The 24560-nt window shown below is 28.2% G+C and carries 24 protein-coding genes; 16 read left to right on the forward strand and 8 right to left on the reverse strand.

Features of this window, described 5'->3' with window-relative positions:
• The first annotated feature begins 76 nt into the window (after positions 1–76).
• Positions 77–925, forward strand: a complete 849-nt coding sequence (locus MHL31_RS02500; RefSeq protein WP_240227504.1) for an FKBP-type peptidyl-prolyl cis-trans isomerase — start codon at positions 77–79, stop codon at positions 923–925.
• Between the two features lie 72 nt (positions 926–997).
• On the opposite strand, the gene rmuC is transcribed toward MHL31_RS02500, so the two are convergent.
• On the reverse strand, positions 998–2320 hold the full coding sequence (rmuC, locus tag MHL31_RS02505) for a DNA recombination protein RmuC (RefSeq protein WP_240227505.1): 1323 nt from the start codon (positions 2318–2320) through the stop codon (positions 998–1000).
• Positions 2321–2411: 91 nt separating this feature from the next.
• Here rmuC and MHL31_RS02510 point away from each other — a divergent pair, with 91 nt between their 5' ends.
• Positions 2412–2957 carry a 1-acyl-sn-glycerol-3-phosphate acyltransferase gene (locus MHL31_RS02510; protein WP_240227506.1) on the forward strand — a complete coding sequence of 182 codons (546 nt, stop codon included), beginning with the start codon at positions 2412–2414 and terminating at the stop codon, positions 2955–2957.
• A 12-nt stretch (positions 2958–2969) separates the two neighbouring features.
• Here MHL31_RS02510 and MHL31_RS02515 read toward each other — a convergent pair whose 3' ends face one another.
• Complete coding sequence (locus tag MHL31_RS02515) at positions 2970–4112, reverse strand: MFS transporter (protein ID WP_240227507.1); 1143 nt, start codon at positions 4110–4112, stop codon at positions 2970–2972.
• Positions 4113–4216: 104 nt separating this feature from the next.
• Positions 4217–5299, reverse strand: coding sequence for a glycine cleavage system aminomethyltransferase GcvT (gene gcvT, locus MHL31_RS02520; protein ID WP_240227508.1), 1083 nt, complete (start codon positions 5297–5299; stop codon positions 4217–4219).
• A 177-nt stretch (positions 5300–5476) separates the two neighbouring features.
• On the opposite strand from gcvT, the gene MHL31_RS02525 reads away from it, so the two are divergent.
• Complete coding sequence (locus MHL31_RS02525) at positions 5477–6940, forward strand: aminopeptidase P N-terminal domain-containing protein (protein ID WP_240227509.1); 1464 nt, start codon at positions 5477–5479, stop codon at positions 6938–6940.
• A gap of 68 nt (positions 6941–7008) precedes the next feature.
• Positions 7009–7548, forward strand: a complete 540-nt coding sequence (locus tag MHL31_RS02530; protein ID WP_240227510.1) for a DUF3124 domain-containing protein — start codon at positions 7009–7011, stop codon at positions 7546–7548.
• On the opposite strand, the gene MHL31_RS02535 is transcribed toward MHL31_RS02530, so the two are convergent.
• Positions 7549–8313, reverse strand: a complete 765-nt coding sequence (locus MHL31_RS02535; RefSeq protein ID WP_240227511.1) for a TIGR02757 family protein — start codon at positions 8311–8313, stop codon at positions 7549–7551. It abuts the gene before it with no gap.
• A gap of 10 nt (positions 8314–8323) precedes the next feature.
• A complete protein-coding gene (locus tag MHL31_RS02540) occupies positions 8324–9160 on the reverse strand; it encodes a sulfurtransferase (RefSeq protein ID WP_240227512.1) in 837 nt (278 codons plus the stop codon).
• A gap of 146 nt (positions 9161–9306) precedes the next feature.
• Here MHL31_RS02540 and MHL31_RS02545 point away from each other — a divergent pair, with 146 nt between their 5' ends.
• The 12 genes from MHL31_RS02545 to MHL31_RS02600 all read left to right on the forward strand — a co-directional run bounded on the left by MHL31_RS02545 (position 9307) and on the right by MHL31_RS02600 (position 21941).
• A complete protein-coding gene (locus MHL31_RS02545; RefSeq protein ID WP_240227513.1) occupies positions 9307–12531 on the forward strand; it encodes a glycosyl hydrolase in 3225 nt (1074 codons plus the stop codon).
• Between the two features lie 403 nt (positions 12532–12934).
• Entirely contained in the window at positions 12935–13477 is a 543-nt protein-coding gene (locus MHL31_RS02550) for a hypothetical protein (RefSeq protein WP_240227514.1), read from the forward strand.
• A gap of 48 nt (positions 13478–13525) precedes the next feature.
• Positions 13526–14308: a hypothetical protein gene (locus tag MHL31_RS02555; RefSeq protein ID WP_240227515.1), complete on the forward strand. Its 783-nt coding sequence runs from the start codon at positions 13526–13528 to the stop codon at positions 14306–14308.
• An 89-nt stretch (positions 14309–14397) separates the two neighbouring features.
• Entirely contained in the window at positions 14398–15045 is a 648-nt protein-coding gene (locus tag MHL31_RS02560) for a hypothetical protein (RefSeq protein WP_240227516.1), read from the forward strand.
• 71 nt (positions 15046–15116) lie between these two features.
• Positions 15117–15728 carry a hypothetical protein gene (locus MHL31_RS02565; RefSeq protein ID WP_240227517.1) on the forward strand — a complete coding sequence of 204 codons (612 nt, stop codon included), beginning with the start codon at positions 15117–15119 and terminating at the stop codon, positions 15726–15728.
• Positions 15729–15873: 145 nt separating this feature from the next.
• Positions 15874–16392: a hypothetical protein gene (locus MHL31_RS02570; RefSeq protein WP_240227518.1), complete on the forward strand. Its 519-nt coding sequence runs from the start codon at positions 15874–15876 to the stop codon at positions 16390–16392.
• Positions 16393–16683: 291 nt separating this feature from the next.
• On the forward strand, positions 16684–16926 hold the full coding sequence (locus MHL31_RS02575; protein ID WP_240227519.1) for a hypothetical protein: 243 nt from the start codon (positions 16684–16686) through the stop codon (positions 16924–16926).
• A gap of 506 nt (positions 16927–17432) precedes the next feature.
• Positions 17433–19403, forward strand: coding sequence for a DUF2075 domain-containing protein (locus tag MHL31_RS02580; RefSeq protein ID WP_240227520.1), 1971 nt, complete (start codon positions 17433–17435; stop codon positions 19401–19403).
• Between the two features lie 227 nt (positions 19404–19630).
• The gene (locus tag MHL31_RS02585; protein ID WP_240227521.1) at positions 19631–20275 is read left to right on the forward strand and encodes a hypothetical protein; all 645 of its coding nucleotides are present in this window, start codon (positions 19631–19633) and stop codon (positions 20273–20275) included.
• Positions 20276–20627: 352 nt separating this feature from the next.
• Positions 20628–21029, forward strand: coding sequence for a hypothetical protein (locus tag MHL31_RS02590; protein ID WP_240227522.1), 402 nt, complete (start codon positions 20628–20630; stop codon positions 21027–21029).
• A complete protein-coding gene (locus MHL31_RS02595) occupies positions 21029–21229 on the forward strand; it encodes a helix-turn-helix transcriptional regulator (RefSeq protein WP_240227523.1) in 201 nt (66 codons plus the stop codon). The genes MHL31_RS02590 and MHL31_RS02595 overlap by 1 nt, the downstream gene beginning before the upstream one ends.
• Positions 21230–21359: 130 nt before the next feature.
• Complete coding sequence (locus tag MHL31_RS02600) at positions 21360–21941, forward strand: pentapeptide repeat-containing protein (protein WP_240227524.1); 582 nt, start codon at positions 21360–21362, stop codon at positions 21939–21941.
• A gap of 101 nt (positions 21942–22042) precedes the next feature.
• On the opposite strand, the gene MHL31_RS02605 is transcribed toward MHL31_RS02600, so the two are convergent.
• The 3 genes from MHL31_RS02605 to MHL31_RS02615 form a co-directional block, all read right to left on the reverse strand.
• Entirely contained in the window at positions 22043–22489 is a 447-nt protein-coding gene (locus MHL31_RS02605) for a peptidylprolyl isomerase (protein WP_240227525.1), read from the reverse strand.
• Positions 22490–22794: 305 nt separating this feature from the next.
• On the reverse strand, positions 22795–23721 hold the full coding sequence (gene miaA, locus MHL31_RS02610) for a tRNA (adenosine(37)-N6)-dimethylallyltransferase MiaA (RefSeq protein WP_240227526.1): 927 nt from the start codon (positions 23719–23721) through the stop codon (positions 22795–22797).
• Between the two features lies 1 nt (position 23722).
• Positions 23723–24544: an ion transporter gene (locus MHL31_RS02615; protein ID WP_240227527.1), complete on the reverse strand. Its 822-nt coding sequence runs from the start codon at positions 24542–24544 to the stop codon at positions 23723–23725.
• Positions 24545–24560: the final 16 nt, after the last annotated feature.

Below are 24560 nucleotides of genomic sequence, written 5' to 3' on the forward strand. Positions count from 1 at the left end.
ATAAAGTTAAATTTTAGTTTTTCTCTTTTAACAAAGATATGAAAATAGTATCTTGCGCACCTTAAAATAAACGTAAATGAAAATTAAAAATATATTAGTCTTATTCGCAATTTGTTTAGCAATTTATTCTTGTAAAAAAGATGATGATTCAGATGATTATGATGCTGCTTCACAGTCAATTATAGATGATAATATTTTAATTGAATATTTAAAAACACATTATTTGAATGAAGATGGAGCATTGGACACCATTACAAGTGGTCAAAGTTCTTTAATGGTAGATCCACGTTTAGGAGTTCAAGAAGTAGAGTATAATGAAGTTGATTATAAATTATATTATCTTGTTAAAAACGAAGGTTCTACAATTTCACCATCAGCTGTAGATTCTGTTTTTGTAACCTATACAGGTATGTTATTAGATAGTACAGTATTTGATTCAAAAACTACATTTTCTTGGAATATAGGAACAAGCCCAGCTGTTTTAAGTGGGCTAATTCCTGGATGGCAATATGGATTTACAAATTTTAAAGGAGGAACTGTTGTTCAAAATGAAGATGAATCATTTGATTTTGAGGATTATGGAGAAGGAATTTTATTTATACCTTCTGGTTTAGCTTATGGAAATATAAGTTCTGGAATTATTGAAGAAAACTCACCATTAATATTTGAAATAGCTTTAAAAAGTGTGAATTTAATTGACCACGATTATGATGGAGTAGATTCAAAATTTGAAGATTTAAATGGCGATAATAATTTAAATAATGATGATACCGACGGAGACGGTATTCCTAATTATTATGATGAAGATGACGATGGAGATGGTGTTTTAACAATTGATGAAGATGCAAACGGAGATGGAGATCCAACAAACGATGATACTGATAATGATGGAATTCCAGATTATTTAGACGCTGATACTTATTAAATAGAACAGTTTCTTAAACAATCTTTTTTATGACGAGGCATTTGATTTAGCTTTTTATTAAGTTTTAATCAATTAATCCTCATCATCTAAGGCTCTTTCTAATAATTTTTCATTAAAATTTTTAGAACCAGTTGCACCTAATTTTTTAATTTTTTCTAGTTTTTTAACTAGATTTCCTTTTCCAGTTAATTTTTTCATTGTAGTGTCATAACTCCCTTGGACTGTTTTTAATTGGGTGCCAACTTTAATTAAATCATTTGTTAAATTAACAAATTGATCGAATAAACGCCCGGCTTGTAGTGCAATTTCAATAGCATTACGTTGCTGTTTTTCATTATTCCACATACTATCAATTGTACGTAAAGTAGCTAATAGGGTAGTTGGAGTTACAATTACAATATTTTTTTCAAAAGCTTTATTATACAATTGGTTATCACTGTTTAAAGCAACAGCAAAAGCAGGCTCAATTGGTATAAATAACAATACAAAATTAGGAGAATCTATTTGGTAAATATCTTGATAATTCTTTTCACTTAAATGTGTTATATGTCGTTTTAAAGAGTTTACATGCGCTGTAATTGCTTGTTCTTTATCGGTTGGGTTGTCTGTATTTATATATTGTTCGTAAGCAGTTAATGATACTTTAGAATCAATAATCATTTTTTTATTGTCTGGTAAATGGATAACTACATCAGGTAAAATTCGTTTTCCTTCAGCGTTTGTAAAACTTTGTTGTATAAAGTATTCTCTATCTTTTTCTAGACCAGATTTTTCTAAAACGCGTTCTAATACCAATTCTCCCCAATTCCCTTGCGTTTTACTATCACCTTTTAAAGCTTTTGTTAAATTTAAAGTTTCCTTACTCATTTGTAAATTCATTTCCTTTAGTCCAACTATTTGTTGACGTAAAGCAGCATGATAGTCTATACTTTCCTTATGTGTATTTTCAACTTTTTTCTCAAAATCTTGAATTTTTTCTTGTAAAGGACTTAAAATATTTTTAATATTTTCTTTATTCTGTTCTGTAAACTTTGATGATTTTTCTTCTAAAATTTTTGAAGCTAATAATTCAAAATCTTTTGAAAATTTTTCTTGTAATTTTTCAATTTCTTGTTTGTTTTCTTGTAGTTTTTCTTTTAAATTTTTGAGTTCTGAAACCTTTTGGGTAAGCTGTAAATCTATTTCGTGTTTTTCATTAGATAATGCTAGTTTGTCAATATTTAATTGATTGATTAATTGATTATTAGTTTCTTTTTCCTCAAGTAAAAGTTGATGTTTTATTTCTAATGCTGAAGTGATTTTTTGATATTTGTTTTTAGTAATTAAATTACTAATTATATATCCAATTATAAAAAACACAACTGCTATTAAACTGTAGATAAAAAGTATATTCATTATAATAAAATTAGTTTATAAAAGTAAGATTTTTATATTTGTTGTAATAACTTGTGAATTATAAATATAAAGTTGAGTTATTAACAGAACTATGAAAACAATCTCTAAATTTATTTTTCACAAACTATTTGGTTGGAAAACAGTAGGAGCTTTTCCTACGGATATTAAAAAATATATAATAATAGGAGCTCCACACACACATTGGCAAGATTTTATGCTGGGTTTAGCAATGAAACTTACGCAAAAACTTCCTGTTAATTTTATAGGTAAAGCTTCTTTATTTAAACCTCCTTTTGGATTTATTTTTAGAAAGTTAGGAGGAATTCCTATTGATAGAAGTAAAAGTACTAATAAAGTAGAAGCGATAATAAATATTTTTAATAAAAGAGAGCAATTTATATTTGCATTATCTCCTGAAGGAACTAGAAAACGTGTAGATACTTGGAAAACTGGTTTTTATCATATTGCAAAAGGGGCTAATGTGCCAATTGTTATGATGACTTTTGATTTTGAAAACAAACAAGTTAAAATATCTAAACCTTATTATTTAACTGATGATAAAGAAAAAGATATGAATTTTATTTATGACTTTTATAGAGGTGTAAAAGGAAAAATTCCTGAATATTTTAATTTGTAAATAATTTCAAATTTAACTCATTTTGCTTTTATAGATAAATAATAATTTTGAAATAGGAATAAAAGAAAGTCCTGCAAATATAAAAATAAAGAAAGCCGATTTTAATCCAAAAGCATGTGCTAAATAACCAATTAAAGGAGGTCCAATTAACATACCAACAATAGCATAAGTACTAATAATAGATATTGCCATACCAGGAGAATATTTGTTTGAAGTTCCAGCTAAAATAAATGTCATAGGAAAAATAGGAGCAGTACCAATACCTACTAAACAAAATCCAAAAAGAGCTGGCCAAAAAGTAGGGAAAAATATTGCAGTTGAAACACCCAAAGCAATTAAAACGGCACTTAAAATATATGTTTTTTGCATTCCAATAGCATCCATTAATTTATCTGAAAAAAATCGTGATAAAGCCATGCAAGTCATAAATGAAAGGTATCCATAAGTAAAAATAGCTTCATTAATAACTTCTTTAAAATAAACACCGCTCCAATCGAACATACCGCCTTCACACAATGCAGCTAAAAATACTAATAAACCTAAATATAGAATAAATGGATCGGGTTTTCCTAAAATTAATTTATTTCCAGAGATTGATTTATCTCCTTTAATTAGGTATAAAAACGCAATTAAAGCGCAAATTAAGGAGCATAAGGATATAACTAATAAATGGTTTGTAATAGAAATATCTAATTTTACCATAAGTGTAGAAAATCCAACACCAATTAAACCACCAGTACTCCAAAGTCCATGAAATGAACTTACAATTTTCTTTTTAAATTGTTTTTGAAGTGTTATTGATTGTGTATTCATTGCAATATTTAAAATTCTCATTGCAAAAGAAAAAATGCATATAGCAACAATTAACACAAAGGGAGTTGTAGCATAACCAATTAAAATTAAAGAAAAAGAGAAGAATAAAAATGAAATTATAATAGGTTTTCTACTGTTAAATTTTGAAATAATCCATCCAGAAATTGGAAGTCCAATCATAGAACTTATTGGCATAGCCAACAATATGGTTCCAAGTTCGGCTTCATTAAAATTAAAAAAGGTTTTAATTGTAGGTATTCTAGATGCCCAAGTAGCAAAGCATAACCCTGTTAAAAAAAAATAAGTACTTAATGCTACGCGTTGCTTTACTTTTAAATTCATAAAATTAATTCAATAAAATATAACAATTTTAAAAAGCATTTTAACTCCAATCAAAGAAATAGATCTAGATTGGAGTTAAAATGATAATATTATTTAAAAATAGTTTAGGCCTTGTAAAATGGAAGCCTTACAATTTTTGCAGGAATTGCTTTTTTACGAACTTGAATAAAAATTTCGGTGTCTCTTTTAGCATATTCTTTTGTTACATAGCCCATACCAATACCTTTTTTAAGTGAAGGACTCATAGTACCAGAAGTTACTTCTCCAATTACAGTTCCATTTTCATCAACAATTTCGTAACCGTGACGAGGAATTCCTTTTCCTGTAATTTCAAAAGCAATTAATTTTTTTGTTACACCTTCTTCTTTTTGCTTTTTAAGTGCTTCAGAATTAATAAAATCTTTCGTAAATTTTGTAATCCATCCTAAACCTGCTTCAATAGGAGAAGTGGTATCGTTAATATCATTTCCGTATAAACAGAATCCCATTTCTAAACGTAAAGTATCGCGAGCAGCTAAACCAATTGGTTTTATATCTACAGCAGCACCTGCTTTAAATACAGCATTCCAAACGGCTTCGGCGTCTTTATTTTTTATATAAATTTCGAATCCACCAGAACCTGTATAACCAGTTGCAGAAACAATAATATCTTTAAAACCGGCAAATTCACCAATTTTAAAACTGTAATATTCCATAGAAGAAAGCTCAATATCTGTAAGCGATTGTAAAGCTTCAGAAGTTTTTGGACCTTGTACAGCTAGTAACGAATATGCGTCTGAAGCATTAATCATTTCTACACCTAAATCGTTATGCTGAGAAATCCAGTTCCAATCTTTTTCAATATTAGAAGCATTTACTACAAGCATATATTCTTCTTCAGTAATTCTATAAACTAATAAATCATCAACAATTCCACCATCGTTATTTGGTAAACAACTGTATTGAATTTTACCATCTACAAGTTTAGAAGCATCATTAGAAGTAACTTTTTGAATTAAAGCCAATGCATTTTTACCTTTTAGAAAAAATTCACCCATATGGGAAACATCAAAAACACCTACAGCATTTCTAACAGTTTCATGTTCAATATTTATTCCTTCATATTGTACAGGCATATTAAAACCGGCAAAAGGCACCATTTTAGCACCTAATTGTTCGTGGATATGAGATAAAGCAGTATTTTTCATTTTTATTATTTTTTTGTGATGCTAAAGTACTAAATAATCATAAAATCAATTGGTATTAAATTAACATTTTCTAATTTTAAAAGTGTCTGAATACTATTACAAAACGAATACTATTGTTTAGAATACTTGCTCTCAATATATCTTTTTTTATATTTGAATATTCTAAATTTTGGAGTTATGATTTTAAAAAAAATAGCATTTATCAGCATTTTTATTGTTTTTTTTACAAATTATGCACAAAATCCATTTTTACCGGTTGATTATTTAACTAAAGATTTTCATAAAGATAGAAGGGAAGCTTTACGTGCTAAAATGCCTGCTAATAGTGTTGCTGTTTTTTTTGCAAACCCAATTAGAAATAGAGCAAATGATGTAGATTATGTATACCATCAAAATCCAAATTTTTATTATCTAACGGGTTATAAAGAACCCCATGCAATGGTTTTAATATTTAAAGAAAACCAAGAAGTTGAAGGTCGGTTATTTAATGAAGTTTTATTTGTACAAGCGCGTGATGAAAGTGCTGAAATGTGGACAGGAAAACGTTTAGGTGTTATTGGAGCTCAAGATCAACTAGGATTTAGAGTTGCATTTAAAGGTGGTGATTTTAAAAATAATAAAATAGATTTTTTAAAATTTAATAACATATTTTTTGAGGAATTTAAAAACGATGTAAGAGATACAAAAAGTAATGCCGATTTATATGATTTAATTGAGGTGTTTAAAGAAAAAATATCTTTTAATTTAATGAATTTAGAAGATATTTCGGAGGATAAAATTAGAGAGCAAACTTTAAAAAAATTAGATACAGAGTTTTTAAAAGGTACAATGGCATCTTTGCGTGAGATTAAAACTAAAGAAGAATTAGTTTTATTAAAAAAAGCTGTTGAAATTTCAGCAATTGGACAAATTGAAATAATGAAAGCAATGCACCCAGATATGTCTGAAACAGAAGCGCAAGGTATACACGAATTTGTATATAAAAAATATGGTGCAGAATACGAAGGATATCCTTCAATTGTGGGATCTGGAAATAATGGTTGTATTTTACATTATACAGATAATAATAAAACATTAATTGGCGAAAACAGTTTAATTTTAATGGATTTAGGCGCAGAATACCACGGATATACAGCAGATGTAACAAGAACAATTCCGGCAAATGGAAAGTTTTCTAAGGAACAAAAACTGATTTACGATTTGGTTTATGAAGCTCAAGAAGCAGGAATTGCAGCTTATAAAATTGGAACAAAAATGAGTAAACCACACGCTATTGCTAAAAAAATAATAAATAAAGGCCTTGCCGAATTAGGAATTATTTCTTCAGAAAAAGCATATCATACTTATTTTCCACACGGATCTATGCATCATATTGGTTTAGACGTACACGACCCAGGTACTTATAAAAAGTTTGAAGAAAATATGGTAGTAACAATGGAACCAGGTATTTATATTTCAATTGGAAGTGATTGTGATGAAAAATGGTGGGGTATAGGTATTCGTATAGAAGATGATATTTTAATTACAAAAAATGGTCCAGTAAATTTATCTAAAAGAGCTCCTAGAACTTCTGAAGAAGTTGAAGCATTAATGGAACTTCCAAGTGTTTTAGAAAAATTTGTATTACCTAAATTAGAGTAAATTTTAAGACTTAAAGTGTAACTTTTTTAAAAATTAATAATATCTTTAGTATCAAATTAAAATAGTGTATGGAATTTCAAATATATAATTTGAAGGTTGTAAAAAAATTAGTGCTTTTTTTAAGTATTTGTATGTTTCTTTTTTCTTGTCAAGAAAAAAAAGAATTCAGTTCAATAGAACCAAATAATTGGAGTAAAAGAACTGTAGACTTAAATAACAAAGATTCTTTAGTGTCAGGTAAAACATATTTGTCTGTATATTCTCAAATATACAGTAGTTCTGAAGATAGAACGCATAATTTAACTGTTACAGTTAGTATGAAAAATATTAATTTAAACGATACTATTTATGTAGAAAAAGCTAATTATTATGATACCAAAGGGAATTTAATTAGAACATATTTTGATAAAGATATTTTTATAGCACCTTTAGAAACTGTTGAAATTATTATAGATGAAGTTGATCAGCATGGTGGTACAGGAGCCAATTTTGTTTTTAGTTGGAAAAAGGAAAAACAAACTAACGATCCTCATTTTGAGAGTATTATGATTTCTACTTTTGGACAACAAGGTTTATCTTTTACATCACAAGGAATAAAATTAGAATAATTAAAATTTTTCAAAAACACCTAAGCCAAATAGCGCAAAATCGTATTTAACAGGATCTATTTTATCCATTTTTCTTAGTGCAGTATCTAATTCTACTAATGCTTTCGCATCATTTTGTTTTCTTGTTAGTAAACCTAATTTTCTAGCTACATTTCCAGAATGCACATCTAAAGGACAAGATAAAATTGCTGGAGAAATTGTCTTCCAAATTCCAAAATCAACACCTGCAGCATCATTTCTAACCATCCAGCGTAAAAACATATTAATACGTTTGGCTGCTGAACCTTTTAATGGATCAGAAATATGTTTTTTAGTACGTTCTAAATGCGGAATTTCAAAAAATAACTCTTTTAACTTGTGAATAGCAGGTTGTGTAGTTGTTTTTGTAGAATAGTTTGAAAATACACCTTCTAAACCATAATAATTTTTATAAATATGTTGTAATGCATTTATAAAATAAACAGCATCTAAACTATTAAAAGTTCTATGTACAAAGCCATTAAAATTATCTAAATGATGTGGTTTATGATTCATAACAAAATCATAAGGAGAATTACCCAATAAATCCATCATTTTAATAGCATTCTTAATAATCATTTTTCTATTTCCCCACGCAATAGTTGCAGTTAAAAACCCTGAAATTTCTATATCTTCTTTTATTGAAAATTGATGCGGAATTTGAATTGGGTCACTTTCAATAAATGTAGGATTGTTATATTCAACTACCTTTATGTCTAAAAATTCTTTAAGTTCTTTATTTGTCAATGGTAAAATTTTAATTTAAAGTATCTATTGGAGTGTTTTTTGTTGAAGCCCATTCAGTCCAAGAACCATCATAAACAGCTTTTTTATTTTTTAGAACAAGCTCACTAGCTAACATAATTATACAAGCTGTAATTCCAGAACCACAAGAAAAAATTAAAGGATTATCATCAATTTTTAAATTGTTAAAAATGGATTTAAGAGCAGTTTCAGATTTGAATTTACCATCTTTAAGAACAGTGCTATAAGGCAAATTTATAGAATATGGTATATGACCACTTTTTAAATTAGGTCTTGGGTCTGGAGCAGTTCCATTAAATCTACCTTCAGATCTAGCATCTAAAACTATTGCTTGTTTAGTTGATAAATTTGTTTTAATTTCATTTATATCCTTCACCAGTTCCAGATGTAAAACAGCTTCAAAATTACCTAAACTATAGGTGTCTTTTTTAAAAGGTTCTAATTCAAAACCCTCATTATTCCAAGCGGGTAAACCACCATTTAAAACAGCAATATTATTATGTCCCATAGTTTTAAATAGCCACCAAACTCTTGGGCTTGTATAAACACCTAAATTGTCATAAACCACAATTTTACTGGTTTTATTAATACCTAAATTACGACATTCTTGTTCAAATTGTTTTGCATTAGGTAATGTATTAGGAAATGGCGCATTTTTATCGCTAAAAGAATTTTTTATATCAAAAAAGCGTGCATTTGTAATTCGTAAATCTTCAAATTTAGATTTTATCCCAGAAATATTATTTTTCTGACTCGCATCTAAAATAATTAAATCAGGATTGTTTAAATTTTTATAAAGCCATTTTGCAGATACTAAATTGGTTATCATAAGTTTAAAGTTGTTTTAGAATAAATGTAAAGATACACGCTATTTTATTTTCTAAAAATTATAGTTAATTAAAGTTATTGAATTTAATCTTTTTTTTAAAAAATACGTAATTTAGTACAATATTCAATTAACTTAAACAACACTTTATGTATCATTTTAAAAACAAGAGTTGGGTGCTTTTAAAAGCACTACTTGTATTTTTTATTGTTTTTGCGCAAGATATAAATGCTCAGAACAGAAAAAATAGAGCAAATAAATCTTCACAGCAATTTGAACTAAGCAGTAAATCTCTAAATATGTTTAAATTTAGAAGTATTGGTCCTGCTGCTTATTCTGGTAGAATTTCAGATTTTGCTGTAAATCCTGAAAATCCTTCAGAGTATTATGTAGGTGTAGCTTCAGGCGGTTTATGGAAAACTGTAAACCACGGAACTACATTTGAACCCATTTTTGATAAAGAATCGGTTTTTTCTATAGGATGTTTAGCTATGGATCCTAATAATTCGAATGTGCTTTGGGTTGGAACCGGAGAAAATAACAGCCAACGTAATTTGGCTTATGGAGATGGTGTTTATAAAACTACCGATGGAGGAAAATCTTTTACAAATATGGGGCTTAAAACGAGTTCGCAAATTGGTAAAATAATGATTGATCCAAGAGACAGTGATGTTGTTTATGTAGCATCGCAAGGTCAGGCTTGGGGACCAGGGGGTGAAAGAGGATTATACAAAACAACTGACGGAGGAAAAACCTGGAATAGAATTTTAGAAGTAGGAGCGTACACTGGTGTTTCTGATTTGGAAATGGATCCTAGAAATCCTGATGTTTTATATGCAGCTTCTCATCAAAGAGAACGTAGGGTTTATTCAAAAATTGATGGTGGACCAGAATCTGCTATTTATAAATCTGTAGATGCGGGTGCTACTTGGAGAAAATTAAAAAAAGGGTTGCCATCTGGTGATGTTGGTAGAATTGGTTTAGCACTTTCTTCTAATCCTGATATTGTATATGCTGTTATTGAACTTCCTGGAAATAAAGGTGGAACATACCGTTCAAATGATAGAGGTGAAAGCTGGGAAAAAAGAAGTGATAAAGTCTCTGGAAGTCCTCAATACTACAATGAGCTGTATGCAGATCCAATTGATCCAGATATAATAATTTTAATGGATACACGCGCTGGATTATCTGACGATGGTGGAAAAACTTGGATAAATATTGAAGGAAGAAATAAACACGTAGATAACCATGCGCTTTGGATAAATCCAGACGATACCAACCACTATTTAATGGGGTGTGATGGTGGTATATATGAAAGCTACGACAGAGCAAAAACATGGCAGTTTAAAAGTAATTTACCAATAACACAATATTACCACGTTAGAACGGATAATGATTATCCTTTTTATAATGTATATGGAGGAGCTCAAGATAATGGTTCGTGGTTTGGACCGTCGCAAACCCATAGAAGAAATATTGTAAACGCAGATTGGACTTACACTATTGGAGGTGATGGGTATTTATCTATTCCAGATCCTGAAAATCCAGATATTCATTATTGCGAATCTCAATATTGTGGCTTAAGAAGATACGATAGAACTACAGGAAATAGTATTTCAATTAAACCACAACCTACAGAAGATGAAGAGTATAATTGGAATTGGAATACACCATATTTTGTTAGTAAATTCGATAATAAAACCCTTTATGTTGGTGGAAATTATGTGTTGAAAAGTACAGATATGGGTGGTACATGGAAAAAAGTGAGCGGAGATATGACACGAGGAATTGATCAAAATTCGTTACCAATGATGGGTAAAATGTGGCCGCCAGAAGCAGTTGCAAAAAATATGTCAACTTCTAAATTTGGAAATATTTTTGCTTTGGCAGAATCTCCTTTAAAACAAGGTATGCTATATGCGGGAACAGATGATGGTTTAATTTGGACATCGGAAAATGATGGTGAAAATTGGACGCGTTACGATAAGTTTACAGGTGTTCCAGATATGACATTTGTGAATTATATTTTACCTTCACAACATAACTTAGGAACTGTTTATGCTTGTTTTGATGGAAGAAAAAATAGCAGTGATTTTACACCATATTTAATTAAAAGTACTGATAATGGAAAAACATGGAGCTCAATAGCTTCTAATTTACCTTCAGGTACTGTTTATTGTATTCAAGAAGATCACGTAAATCCTAATATTTTATTTATTGGAACGGAATGGGGTGTTTGGACTACAATAGATGGAGGTAAAAAATGGGTGCAAATTAAAAACGGAATTCCTACCATTCAGGTTAAAGATATTACCATTCAAGAAAGAGAAAATGACTTGGTAGTTGCTACTTTTGGTAGAGGCTTTTATGTGTTAGATAATTATTCATCGTTAAGAGAATTAAATTCAGAAATTACAGAAAAAGAAGCACATATATTTACAATAAATGAAAGTCTATTGTATTTTCCTTCAAGTAATTTAAACTATCAAGGAAGTACTCATTTTAGTCTTAAAAACCCAGATCCTTCAGTTACATTTGAATATTTTATTAAAAATGGATTTGAATCTTTAAAACAAAAAAGAATTAAAAAACAGAAAGCTTCAGAAAAATCGGGTACTTATTTTTACCCTTCAGAAGAAGCGTTAAGGTTAGAAAGTGAAGAAGTAAAACCAAATTTAGTATTTACAATTTATAATAATGCTAATGCTATTGTGCGTAAAATTGAAGCGCCACTAAGAAAAGGTTACAACAGCATTTCTTGGGATTTAAGTTACTTAACAAATAGAGGTATAAAAGTTCCGCCAGGAATGTATAAAGTTGCCTTAGATAAAAATGAAAATGGAAAATTTACACGTCTAGTAGAGCCTACAGCATTTAAAGTAATATCGTTACCAAATGCACTAGGAACTCCTAATTACGAAGCTAATTTTAATTTCTTAAAAGGTGTGTACGATTTAAATACGAAGGTAACTGCTGCTAATGGAAAAATTAAAGATTTAAATACTAGAATTACAAATATGAAATCAATTCTAGCAAAAACTCCTGTTGAAGCAAATACACTTGTAAATAAGTTAAATACTGCTAAAAAAGAAGTTGATAAAGTAGCTAAAATAATTGTTGGAGGTTTTGGAGCTAAAAATTCTGTAGCTTCACGTAATAGATATGCTTTATATACCACTAGTTCTGCTCAAGTAGATATTACAGGAGCTCAAAAAGAACAATTTAAATTAGCACAAGATGCTTTTAATGGTGTTTCAGGAACTTTAAATGAGTTGTACACAACTACAATTCCAAGTCTTGAAAAAGAGTTTGAAAATGCTGGAGGTGTATTGTTTGACGTTTCACCACAGCGTAGAAGATCTTTTGAAGAGTAAATTGCAAAATTTAAGTTTGTAAAATTACAAACGCAGTAAAGTAATCTTTTTAATAAGATTGTTTTACTGCGTTTTTTTATAGTATTTAATTCCTTATTGCGAGGTTAAAAGAAATAAGTAAATCAAATTTTTTATAATATTTCTAATGATTTTTATCATACAAACTTTAATAGTAACTTGTTAAATTTGAGTACATTTTAAAATAACTTCTAAAAAATTGCTACTATTAAAACAAACAAAACATATGATTATCACTTTTAAATAACAGGGTAAAGTGATGTTTTTTAATTATATAACAGAGTTGTGCAACATTATGACTCGTCCTGAATAAAGCAAATTATAACAGAAAGTTTTACGAATTGAAACAAACATTATATTAATATTATAAGATAAAAATTCTAGAATGAGTGATTATAAAATAAATGACCATATTCATCTTTTTTCAAGCTGGGCAGCTGGCAGAGCTTCTAGTGTAAAAGATAATAGATTTAAAGTTGAAATTGGACAAAAAATACTTAATAAATCGACAATTAAAAACTTTATTTTAAATCCTGATATATTACCTAATAGTGAATCCGAATTTAAAATATCACACAGAGAATGGAGACAACAAATAATTGATTTAGCAAAAGAAGAAGGACTACAATTTACTCACGGAGTAAGTGCTAAGTTGATTAATATTTACCTAAAATCAATAATAATTTGTGGAGGATTTTACAATCACGAAAATGCTAGATTTATTCATCCTCCAATAGATAGAGTTTTATTAAAAGAACTTGCTAGACAAAATTTTAACGGAAAAGCTAAATTATGGAAACGTTTTGAAAATATAGCTTGGTCAAAATTTAATTCAGAACAATATGAAGAAGTTATTTCAGAAATAAATATAGGTTTGAATGAAGCTCCTTTATGGCAGATTGAAAAATACTGGAAAGGATATCAATAATATATTTAGAACGATAAAAAACACGTTTCCACAACATAAACAAAGATAATGAATAGAAAAATAACTACACTTTTACTACTAGCAATGTTCATAAATTTTGGATATGCTCAATCTGAAAAAATCAATATTAAAACAGATAATTTAACTGAGGTAAATTATTTAAAAATGGATAATTTTTATTTAACTCATTATTTATACATTGATTTATTTTTGAGAGAAAATCTATTTCTAGATGTAACTCCAGATGAAGTTTCATCTATCTTAAAAGCAATAAAAAAATATGTTTCAGTAGAAAATAAATTAGATATTGAAATTGAAAAATCTGGAAAGAGAAATTACGTAATCCGATTTGCAATTTTAAAGAAAGATGATGGAACTGAGCTTTTAATTGCTTTCACAAATTGGAGTGTGAAAAAAAAGCTATTTGAAAAAGAAATAACAATTGAGAATGATTGCTATACAAGATGGTATTATCTGAATGGAGACAAAATGACCTATCGAAAAGACATGTCTAATAAAAATGATTACTCCAAAATGAGTAAGTCTGATTTAGCTAACGCATATTTATTTGATGAATTATTTGAAAATGATAATAAAGTCAAAAAAAACATTAAACAGGCTTTAAAAGAAAAGAATTTGAGTGTTGAAGATAATATTACATCAAACTTAATACTTTTAAAATATTATATTTTTAAGAGAGAAAAGGATAAAACAAATTCACAAATTGATTATCTGAAAGAATTATTTAAAACTAATAATTCCCAAAATAATTTAAAAGGTTTAGAAATGGCATTTAAAACAACATTATTTCAAATAGAATTAATGGAATAAATACTGTTTTATGCTTAAATTTAAGCTACTAAAATGATAAACTTTTGAACTAACAAAATTGTATTATAAATTTCAAAAAATAACTAATTATGAAAAAAATTGCGACTCTAATTTTAATTACAATTGTAAGTATAAGTTGTAACAAACCTCAAAATAAGATTGATTATGCTACTATTTTAAAAAGTTGCTTTTCAAATACAGAAATTGAAATTTTAAACGAAGCTTGTGTCGTATTTGAAGCTCAATTATCCGAGAGTTACCCGAATGATGCTATGGGGATAAAATACAAACAATTTTTAAACGATATTGGTACATCTAATGCATCTTCTACATTAACAAAAAACACTCCTAAACCATTTTTAACTAAATTAAAAAATTCAAGTGTGTTTGATAAAATTTGGATTAAATATTCAGAAACCTATTATGAAGATGGTTCGTTTGAAACTCAAGAGCAGACCAACTTAAATAACTCTAAAAATAAGAACGAGTACAATCCAAAAGATTTTTATATTACAAATCCTAAAGGCGCTTATTTAGAATGTTTGATTAAAAATCAAGAGAATAAATATGTCAACGAATATTTAATGACTTTAAGAGATATTGGAGCTATAAATCCAACTATTTTAGCTAAAGGTTTAGCAAATTCTATGAAAGATAATGATTACAATGATAAAACAGTTAGATTGATAATTGCAATGAATTTATTTTATGAGTTAGAATTGAATATTACGGAATAAATATTGGGTTAATAATGTAACCTTTTGGAATAGAATTTGATATCTATAAAACTTAATCTTAAAAAAATATTATGAAAAGTAAAATTTATTTATTCGCTTGCTTAATAATACTTCTTTCTTTTATAAGTTGTGAAAATGATGATATTATAGAAGATGATTTAATTTTTGAATATGATTTTACCGAACCATATACTAATGGTATTATTAAATTCCAATATCAAAAATTAATTAATGGATCGACAACAACAAAAGACACAGTTGTAAGTTTTAATTCTTCTGGAAATAATCCTGATTATCATGGGTATTTTGAGCCTTCAACACTTTGGGTCACAATGTCAAGATTTAACCCATATAATATTTATAATCGAAGTGTAATTTTCTTTACAGGAACAAATCTAAATTTACTAACTATGCCATATACCTTTAATCATCACGATATAAATATGAATGCCCAAATTAACTATGTTATTGACGAAAAAATAATAATTGATAGTTCAGGACAGCAGTTTGCCGTTTCTAATACATATGCAGCTACAACATATCACGATAATTTTGAATTAACAATTTTATCTAAAGAGAATAATAGATTACAGGGAACATTTAAAGGGGAAGTTGAAAACCAAGAAGGAGACATAATTGATATTAAGAAAGGAATATTTGACATTCAAATTGTTGAAATATAACTACCACTAACACCTCATATAATTTATGCTTAAATTTGAACTAGTACAAACTGACAAACATTTAACTAACGATTTGCTACCATCGAAAAATCTCCGATTTTTAGGCGCACAAATCTTATAAAAACACGTTGGCAACAATACAGAAATGACTAAACAACAATCGATATTATTAGATATTTTATTAATTGATTTTACAAAACCTGAATACAGAGGTAATGGAGGATTAGTGAATATCGAAAAAGTTGTTAAAGGAAACGAAAAATTAAAAAATATTTCAGAGATTGAATTAAATAAATTATTATATATAATTAGAAAAGAGCAACTAAAAATTGGAATACAATTATTGAGTGGAACTTCAATTTTTATCGTCTTCGATTCACATATAAAGGACTTTCTAAATATTGGAGGATTTAAAAAATTACGAATAAAAAAAAGAAATGAAAACTATTTTAAATGGAGTGGGTTTATAATTACAACTCTGACTTTTATAATATTAATATACTCTACATTTATTCAAGGAAACACACAACAAATAGAAACTAAAAAGAACGAACAAGACATTCGAAAAAGAGAGTTCCAAACTAAGATTTCAAAGGATTCTTTAAAAATAGATTATAATAAAATGAATGAGGTAAATATTAAAACCGATTCGATAAAAAAGTAAAGTTGCCAACACCTCATGAAATTTATGCTTAAATTTGATTTAAACTAAAACGATAAACATTTCAACAAACCGATTTACTACAACCGAAAAATCTCCTATTTTCCAGTCGCACAAATCATATAAAAGCCCGTTGGTATTTATGCCGACTGAAATTCTGAAAAATTAGAAACATTCTAGAATTTAAAATAAAAACACAAGTAGAAAACAGAAAGAAATTAATTCGAATTAAAGTATTAATAAAAAGACTAACCTCCTATTTTCGAGTTATATTAAATTTATAAAAAGATGACTATGGAATTAATAATTACTAGTATTGCATTAGGAGTTTTAATATTTTTTATTATTTACAAATGGACTAATATCAAGATAAAACTTCAATTTAACATTGATAAAAAGAATCACATGTCAAATGCTGAACCTGAAGAAAATCATATTCAAAAATCTTCTGAAAGACCGCAAAAAGAATTAGGAAAGAATAAATGGTTATATCCTACTGATAACTTCGGAAAAATGGAAAAAGGCAAAGTTATATAAAAAAGGATTACAAATTTTTCCAATTATCAGTTGATTGAAAATTGAAACATAATGATTTATAAAATTAGTTAAATAAAAAGATTGAAAAGCACAAAATGCCAACACCTCATGAAATTTATGCTTAAATTTGATTTAAACTAAAACGATAAACATTTCAACAAACCATTTGCTACAACCGAAAAACCTCCGATTTTCCAGTCGTGAAAATCTTATAAAAAACCGTTAAATATAAACTGTTTCCAATAAAGAACAGAGTTGAAAACAGATAAATTCTTCGTTATTTTATGAGATTATAATTATGTGCTTATAAAAATATATTTAATGTTTTAATAGGCTTTTTTTATTAAATTAGTGTTTTAAAAAAAAATTGCAAAATAAAAAAGAAGTAAACAAGTATAATACTCTTTTATCCGGGTAATGTAACCGGAATAAACCAACATAAATGAATTATATAACAAGTTGTGTTTCATACAAAGACCAAGACTAGAAAGAATAAATTTAAAATTATGAAAAGAGCTTATTACTCAAAATCAATACAGGAGTTTTTGCTTGAGTCAGAATCGAGTATTTTGGGTGAATTAACGGCAAGTCACACTAATAGAACTCTTGAAGATTTACAAATAAATGCTTGGCGAAAGCAAATCCAAATATTAAAAGAACAATTACGAGAATTTGATGGTAAAATATACTTTGAATTTGCAATCCCAAGAATGGGAAAAAGGGCTGACAATATTGTCATAGTAAATGATGTTGCGTTTATTATTGAGTTTAAGGTTGGTGATGGTGGATACGAAAAATATGCAATCGAACAAGTTATAGATTACACTATTGATCTGAAAAATTTCCACGAAGGGAGTCATACTATAAAAATAATTCCGGTATTAGTTGCTACCCGTGCCGAAACAATAAAAGAAAGCATTGATAAAATCACAACTTTTGAAACTGCCGCAAAATCAAACAAAGATAATTTGGCAGAAGTTTTAAATGTATTTATAGATTATTCAAAAACAGCAATAGATATTAATTACTGGGAAAACTCAATTTATAAACCAACACCAACAATTGTAGAAGCAGCTCAAGCTTTATACAAAGGACATAATGTAAAAGAAATTACTCGTTCGGATTCTGGGACTATAAATTTGTCGAAAACTGCAGATTGTATAAACAGAATAATTGAAAATTCAAAAAGAAACAATTTAAAATCAATTTGTTTTGTCACCGGAGTCCCGGGAGCTGGGAAAACATTAGCTGGTTTAAATATTGCTGTTGAAAGAATGAAAACAGATGAAGATGAACACGCAGTATTTTTATCTGGAAATGGGCCATTAGTTGATGTTTTAAGAGAAGCTCTTACAAGAGACGAAGTTTTGACATCTAAAAGTGGCGGAGAAAAACTCACAAAAAAGCAAGCAGCAATCAAATCAAACGCTTTTATACAAAACATCCATCATTTTAGAGATGATAATTTATTGTCTGATAAAGCTCCAATTGAAAAGGTTGTTGTCTTTGATGAAGCTCAACGGGCGTGGACAAAACAACAAGTCTGCTCTTTTATGAAAAGGAAAAAAGGTGTTGAAGATTTTAATATGTCGGAGCCAGAATTCTTAATTGACGTAATGGATAGGCACTCTGACTGGTGTACAATTGTATGTTTAATAGGCGGAGGACAAGAGATTAACACTGGAGAAGCGGGTTTAGAAGAATGGTTAAAATCATTGGAGAATCATTTTTCAAACTGGGAAATTCATTATTCAAATTTAATAATGGAAAGAGATAATTATTTAAAAGAAAATAGCACAAAAGAATGGCTTTCTAAAAGTGGAAAAAGTGAACCAGAACTTCATTTAGCTGTTTCTGTAAGGTCTTTTAGGTCAGAAAAACTTTCTGAGTTTATTCACGAATTACTAAATATAGAGAAAGAAAATTCACAACATCTTTATAGCCTAATTAAAGACGATTATCCGATTGTATTAACAAGAAACCTTGATGAAGCAAAAAAATGGCTTAGAAAACAAGCAAAGGGAAGCGAAAGAATTGGACTTGTTAGTTCATCTGGTGCCAGAAGGCTAAGACCTATTGGTATTGACGTTAAAAATGAAATTTCAGCACCAAATTGGTTTTTAAATGATAGTATGGATATTCGCTCATCCTATTTTTTAGAAGAAGTTGCGACAGAATTTGATATTCAAGGTCTCGAAATAGATTGGGCTTGCGTTGCCTGGGGAGCAAATTTTTACAAAAACGGTGTTGATTGGAAATATCAGAATTTTAAAGGCACTAAATGGCAAAATATTAATAAAGAAATTGACAAAGAATATCTGAAAAACACATATCGAGTTTTATTGACAAGAGCGAGACAGGGAATGGTTATTTTCATACCGGAAAGCAGTGATATTGACCATACAAGACCCAAAGAGTTTTATGATAGTACATATGATTATTTGAAAGAAATTGGAATAAAAGAAATTGAACAATAAAGTACGAAAACACAACAAATTGTATAGCACATAGGGCATTTAGGCTCAGTCATCTACTTTGGTAATTCTTAGCATCACGCCAAATCACAGATTTGACAGTGACGAATTATTAAGTTCACAGTAAAATCAGTGATTTGGCTAAGCGACGGTCAGAACGATTTGTGATTTCTACCTACCCTACGTCCCATACAAGTGGTCGTTAGCACACATAACCCAAAAAAAAGTTTATGAAAGACATTTACGATTACATTCACGAATACTTTAATAATCAAGAAAGATTTTCATTCCCTTATGACAGAAAGGAATTAAAAGAGTTAACAAATTCAAATGGACTTTACGTTCTATTTGAAAAAGGAGAAACATATAATGATTTTGATAGAATTGTAAGAATCGGAAGTCACGATGGAAATGATAGATTAATTAAGAGATTAGGAAATCACTTTAATTCAAAACTTCATAGAGGTAGCGTATTTAGAAAGCATATTGGTAGATGCTTTTTAAACATTGATAAAGACAGTTATCTTGAACATTGGAATAGACCTTTTAAATCAAGAGTTGAGAAAAAAATTCATGGAAAGTTTGTGGATTTGGAATATGAAAAAAAATATGAGGAAAAAGTTACTAACCATATTCATAAGAACTTATCATTTGCAGTAATTCCTAACGTGTTTGAGAAAATAAACCGGGACAGAATCGAAGAAGGATTAATATCTTCTTTAAACCAATCAGACAAGAAAATATCATCTGATACTTGGCTTGGAAATTTACATCCTGACCAAAGAATTAGGAATGCAAAAATTTGGAATATTGAATATTTAAAACACAAACCTCTGAGTTTGGACGAATTTAAAGAACTAATTGAAAACAAATAAAAACGTGTGCTAACAATAGTAATCGTTGCACAAGGCACTAAAAAATTATAAAACATACTTCAAAATCTCCATTTTAAGGGCTTTTGTATTTCATGAAGCACTATTAATTAGTTCCTTTGCGTGTTCCAAAAAAGCTTATTTGAAGTGTATAGAAGGCATTTCCTAACGGAAAAATAGTATAATTTTAAAATATTAATACAAAATTAGTTGTTTGCACACGCAGCTTTCCATAAAACAAAACACGTTATAATAGAAGTATTTAAAATAAGTGAAAATTAGTTTTGATATCACTAAAAAGGAAAGTACATTTGACATATTGGAAAGTTAACTTTCCTTTTAAATTGTCAAATTTATGAGTTCTATCAACACAAAACCACAGTATTTACCATGTTATTTTAAGAAAATTTCATTTGGATTAATAATTTTTAGTATACTCTTATTCGCTTTTTCGACTTCTAAAATATTAACAATTGAAAAGGAAATAATACAGACTATTTCAAAAGTAATATTATTGCTGTCTTTATTGTTATTAGCCTTAACAAAAAATAAAATCGAGGATGAATTAACCTATTCTATTCGATTAAAAGCTTTTGCAACTTCTTTTATATTTGGAGTCACATTTACAATAGTATCTCCTTTTGCAAATTTATTGTTTGAAGGAATTTTAACTATTAACAAAGGAGCTTTTGAACTCCTAATATTAATGTTTTCGGTATACTTTGCTGTATTTTATTCAATGAAAAAAAATAGATAGTGAAAAACACCATAAAAATAGAAAGAGCAATAAAAGATATTACGCAAGAAGAACTAGCGAATAAAATAGGAGTATCTCGACAAACAATAAATTCTATTGAAAAAAACAGATATATTCCTTCAACAGTACTCTCCTTGAAAATTTCTAAAATTTTTAATAAGACTGTTAATGAGATATTTGAACTTGAACATACTGATTAAAGCCAGGAATCTAATCTGAAAATTCTTACAGATTTTATAGGTCAGTAATTATTTACTAAATTTTTAGTTTAAACATGCAACTAAACCTAGTTAAAACAGTTATATAAACATAAAGAAACATTAAAATTAAATGGAAGATCAGTTTATAGAAGAACAAACATTTAAAAATAAAGACTTTTCAGAATTAGGGTTTAAAAAAGGTGAATATGAATTATGTACTTTTTTAAATTGTAATTTCTTGAATTCTGATTTATCGAAAGCTAGGTTTGTAGACTGTGAATTTTACGACTGTAATTTAAGTTCAACCCATCTTTTACAAACAGGGTTTCAAAATGTACTTTTTAAAAATTGTAAAATGTTGGGTTTACAATTTGATAAATGTAGCAACTTTGGATTTTTAATAAATGTTGACAATTGCCATTTAAATTATGCGTCCTTTTTTAAACGAAATCTCTCAAAAATTGTATTTAAAAACACCAAACTTCAAGATGTTGATTTTACTGAATGCGATTTGACTTCAGCTGTTTTTGAAAATTGTAATTTACAAAATGCAATATTTAAAAACACAAACCTACAAAATACTGATTTTAGAAGTTCTTCTAATTTTACAATAGACCCTGAAAACAACAATATTAAAGGAGCAAAATTTACTTTAGATACGGTAGTTGGACTTTTAACAAAATATAATATCAAAATAGAATCCAATTTTTAGAATGCAATCTAAAATAATGTTTTTATAATATAAAAAAACAGTTTTTGTTATACTAATTACAACAAAAACTGTTAGGTGTTTTATAAAATAAGTAACTGCTGTTATTCTGTAACTTCAGTATCTTTTATAGCAACTACTTCAAGATCAAAAATAAGGTCTTTACCAGCTAAAGGGTGATTTCCATCTACAACAATACTTTCATCTTTAACTTCAATAACAAGTAAATTCATTTCACGTCCATCAGGAGTTTTAGAAACAAGTCCCATACCAACTTGAGGTTCCATATCTTGTGGAAGTTGATTTTTTTGAACTTCTTGTATTAATTGATTGTTAACAGGTCCATAAGCTTCAGCTTCTGGAATAGTAATAGTTTTTTTCTCGTTTAATTTCATGTCGATTAATCCTTTTTCAAAACCAGGAATAATCTGTCCTTGTCCTAAAGTAAATTCAATCGGTTCTTTTCCTTCAGAGCTATCAAAAATTTGTCCGTCAGATAATTTACCTGTGTAATGTACTTTAACAGTGTTGTTCTCTTTAACTTGAGTCATATAATCTAATTTAATTTTTAAAATAACTATGCATAATTTTTACGTATTAGCTATTTTAGTTTTATTTATTTAAAATATAGCTGCCAAAACCAAGCCAAAAATTAAAAAAAGACAATAGTTTGTTCGAAAGGGAAAATTATTTAATTTTAAATTATAAAAAATGTGTTTTATCCCTTTAATACTGGTAATACAGAGCATTTATAATTTTTATTAGAATTTTAATACTAAAATACTGAATCGGTAATATTGTCAGTTAATTACAAATATTGTTGTAATACTACTAGTTTTGGCACAGCTTTTAAGTATTAATTAGGTGTTTTTGTAGGTGAAGACATCAAATTTTCAATTTTAGAAATAATTTCATCAGTTTCAGATTTAAAATCGAACCAATTAATAGTTTGATCTTTTTTATTCCAAGTTACCTGTCTTTTTGCAAATCTTCTGGTATTTTTTTTAATTTCTTCTATGGCAAAATCTAAAGGATATTTACCATCTAAATAATCAAACAATTCTTTATAGCCAACAGTTTGTAGGGCATTTAAATTTTTATGAGGATGTAATTTTTTAACTTCATCTAATAAACCGTGTTCCATCATAATATCAACACGTTGGTTTATACGGTTATACATAATAGCTCTATCTGCAAAGAGTCCTATTTTTATTGGTATAAAGTTTCGTGGTGCTTTAGGTTTATTTTTAAATGTTGAATATTTTTTCCCAGTTCCAATACAAATTTCTAATGCTCTAATTAATCGGTGAGGATTTTCAATTTCTAATGCCGAAAAAGATTCGGGATCTAATTCTTTAAGTTTATTTTGAAGTGTTAAAATACCTTCATTTTCAAGTTTACTTGTTAATTTAGTTCTAATTTCTGGGTCAACTTTTGGGAAAAAATCCAAACCGTTAATAACAGCATTGGTATATAAACCGCTACCGCCAACCATAATAACACTATTGTTTTTTAAAAAAAGCGTATTTAATTTTTGTAAAGCATCTTTTTCGAATTGTCCAACACTATAATTATCAAAAATTGATCTGTTTTGAATAAAATGATGCTTAGCAGCTTTTAATTCTTCAGGAGAAGGCACCGCAGTACCAATATTCATTTCTTTGTAAAACTGGCGAGAATCACTAGAAATTATTTCAGTATTAAAATGTTGTGCAAGTTTTATACTTAAAGCAGTTTTTCCTATTGCAGTGGCACCAACAACGGTAATTAAATAGTTTTTCATTTTACAATTTTTTTCCACATTTATTACAATATTCAGCATTATCTAAATGATTGTCTTCACCACAATGTTTACAATGTAGGGTGTTTAATTGTATATTTGTGTCTGGTTTAGCCATTTCTGCAGTTACAATACCGGTTGGAATTGCTATAATTCCATAACCTAAAATCATAACTATACTGGCTATAAATTGACCGATAGGAGTGTGGGGTGAAATATCTCCATAACCTACTGTTGTTAAGGTTACAATTGCCCAATACATACTATATGGTATACTGGTAAAACCATTTACTGGACCTTCAACCAAATACATTATTGTACCTAAAACAACTGTTAATAGAACTACTACAAACAAAAATACAGCAATTTTAATTCTACTTGCTTTTAGTGCGCTAGATAAAGTTTTAGAAGCCCCTAAATAACGTGTAAGTTTTAAAATTCTGAAAATTCGTAAAAGGCGAAGCGCTCTAAGTGCTATAAGCGCATGTGTACCTACAAATATTAATGATAGATATTTTGGAATGGTTGCTAGTAAGTCTATAACACCATAAAAGCTAAATATATATTTTTGTGGTTTTTTTATAGTAATTATACGTGCAATGTATTCTATTGTAAATAAAACGGTTATAACCCATTCTGATATATTAAGAAAATTATGATAATTTTTATCAAAACTTTCTACACTTTCTAGCATTACCAATAGGATACTTGCTATAATTGTAAAAATTAAAATTAAATCAAATAACTTGCCGTTAGGAGTGTCAGCTTCATAAATAATCTCATGAAGTTTATATTTCCAATCTTTAATATCTTTTTGCTTTTTCACTTTAAAGAAATCCTTA

The sequence above is a fragment of the Lutibacter sp. A80 genome, from assembly GCF_022429645.1.
Classification (GTDB): Bacteria; Bacteroidota; Bacteroidia; order Flavobacteriales; family Flavobacteriaceae; genus Lutibacter.

Excerpts from the sequence above, each read along its gene's own strand:
- gcvT (WP_240227508.1), bottom strand. The coding sequence starts at position 5,299 with ATGAAAAATACTGCTTTATCTCATATCCACGAACAATTAGGTGCTAAA.
- MHL31_RS02530 (WP_240227510.1), top strand. The coding sequence starts at position 7,009 with ATGGAATTTCAAATATATAATTTGAAGGTTGTAAAAAAATTAGTGCTT.
- MHL31_RS02510 (WP_240227506.1), top strand. The coding sequence starts at position 2,412 with ATGAAAACAATCTCTAAATTTATTTTTCACAAACTATTTGGTTGGAAA.
- MHL31_RS02580 (WP_240227520.1), top strand. The coding sequence starts at position 17,433 with ATGAAAAGAGCTTATTACTCAAAATCAATACAGGAGTTTTTGCTTGAG.
- MHL31_RS02550 (WP_240227514.1), top strand. The coding sequence starts at position 12,935 with ATGAGTGATTATAAAATAAATGACCATATTCATCTTTTTTCAAGCTGG.
- MHL31_RS02600 (WP_240227524.1), top strand. The coding sequence starts at position 21,360 with ATGGAAGATCAGTTTATAGAAGAACAAACATTTAAAAATAAAGACTTT.
- rmuC (WP_240227505.1), bottom strand. The coding sequence starts at position 2,320 with ATGAATATACTTTTTATCTACAGTTTAATAGCAGTTGTGTTTTTTATA.
- MHL31_RS02570 (WP_240227518.1), top strand. The coding sequence starts at position 15,874 with ATGACTAAACAACAATCGATATTATTAGATATTTTATTAATTGATTTT.
- MHL31_RS02555 (WP_240227515.1), top strand. The coding sequence starts at position 13,526 with ATGAATAGAAAAATAACTACACTTTTACTACTAGCAATGTTCATAAAT.
- MHL31_RS02565 (WP_240227517.1), top strand. The coding sequence starts at position 15,117 with ATGAAAAGTAAAATTTATTTATTCGCTTGCTTAATAATACTTCTTTCT.
- MHL31_RS02605 (WP_240227525.1), bottom strand. The coding sequence starts at position 22,489 with ATGACTCAAGTTAAAGAGAACAACACTGTTAAAGTACATTACACAGGT.
- MHL31_RS02500 (WP_240227504.1), top strand. The coding sequence starts at position 77 with ATGAAAATTAAAAATATATTAGTCTTATTCGCAATTTGTTTAGCAATT.
- MHL31_RS02585 (WP_240227521.1), top strand. The coding sequence starts at position 19,631 with ATGAAAGACATTTACGATTACATTCACGAATACTTTAATAATCAAGAA.
- MHL31_RS02560 (WP_240227516.1), top strand. The coding sequence starts at position 14,398 with ATGAAAAAAATTGCGACTCTAATTTTAATTACAATTGTAAGTATAAGT.
- MHL31_RS02545 (WP_240227513.1), top strand. The coding sequence starts at position 9,307 with ATGTATCATTTTAAAAACAAGAGTTGGGTGCTTTTAAAAGCACTACTT.
- miaA (WP_240227526.1), bottom strand. The coding sequence starts at position 23,721 with ATGAAAAACTATTTAATTACCGTTGTTGGTGCCACTGCAATAGGAAAA.
- MHL31_RS02575 (WP_240227519.1), top strand. The coding sequence starts at position 16,684 with ATGGAATTAATAATTACTAGTATTGCATTAGGAGTTTTAATATTTTTT.
- MHL31_RS02540 (WP_240227512.1), bottom strand. The coding sequence starts at position 9,160 with ATGATAACCAATTTAGTATCTGCAAAATGGCTTTATAAAAATTTAAAC.
- MHL31_RS02515 (WP_240227507.1), bottom strand. The coding sequence starts at position 4,112 with ATGAATTTAAAAGTAAAGCAACGCGTAGCATTAAGTACTTATTTTTTT.
- MHL31_RS02525 (WP_240227509.1), top strand. The coding sequence starts at position 5,477 with ATGATTTTAAAAAAAATAGCATTTATCAGCATTTTTATTGTTTTTTTT.
- MHL31_RS02590 (WP_240227522.1), top strand. The coding sequence starts at position 20,628 with ATGAGTTCTATCAACACAAAACCACAGTATTTACCATGTTATTTTAAG.